General features: G+C 50.6%; 1 protein-coding gene. It reads right to left on the reverse strand.

The genetic code is table 11. The annotated features are described in order from the left end of the window. On the reverse strand, window positions 1–902 hold a 902-nt coding region (locus ACTHUR_RS12570), incomplete at both ends, for a PIG-L deacetylase family protein (RefSeq protein ID WP_440398820.1).

A 902-nucleotide genomic window follows, 5' to 3' on the forward strand; every position in this document is an offset into this window, starting at 1 on the left:
AATGTATGGTGTGCAAAAACAGATTGCCGCGGCGGTAATCGATTTTACGCAGGGCTTCGATGGCGGCCAGCGCAGTATGTTGATGGTCGGGATGCGTATCAATATTTGGGGACGGCGTCACGATAATATCCGGCTGGAATGTTTCTATCAGATAGCTAAGGTTGTCTACCAAGCTGTTCCAAGTAGAGCCGGGTTTGAGATGTTTCGCCAATGGGGAGGTATTGGCACTGCGGAAAATATCGACATCGGTCGTATCGATTTTGGTCGATTTAATCTCTTTTTCCGGATTTTGGCGCATGGCGGTCAATGTGCTGTCGAAGTAGCCCAGCTGCAGGATGTTTTCAGACGGCACGCCGGCCAAAAGGGGAACGGCTAGGCTGTTCCAAACGCGCATCCGGCCTTTTTGCAGATATTGTGCCTGGGTGTCGAAGTCGCATGTGCTGTAAAGATTGCCATAGTGGAAGCTGCCGCCTTCGCTGGCGGTTAAAGTGCAGATCATTGAATTGGCGGCGTGTTTTTCGTACAAACCGTATGCGCCGAGTTCAGCATCGTCAGCATGAGGCGCGAGGACAAGGATTTTTTTGCCGTCGAGGTTTTCACGCGGATAAACAGAGAGTTCGATTTCTTGATCTGGTAAGGACAGGTATTTGCCTTCCAGGCGGATGGTTTTGTCGCTGTCGGAGAAGGTGTCGCTCAGATTGATATAGCGCACGCCTTTTGCGCCGTATTCGAAATATTGCTTCCATCTGCCTTTAGATGAAATGGTTTCAACAAAAGGCAGTATCAGCAATCCTGCCCAAGTCGATTTGATGCGGATTTTGGCAATAACGGTATCTTGCCCGCTGATAGTGGCGGGCAAAGTCAGGCTGCCACCTTTGAGGATGGCATGCGCGGTAGAGGGA

This window comes from Neisseria sp. P0021.S007 (assembly GCF_051956855.1).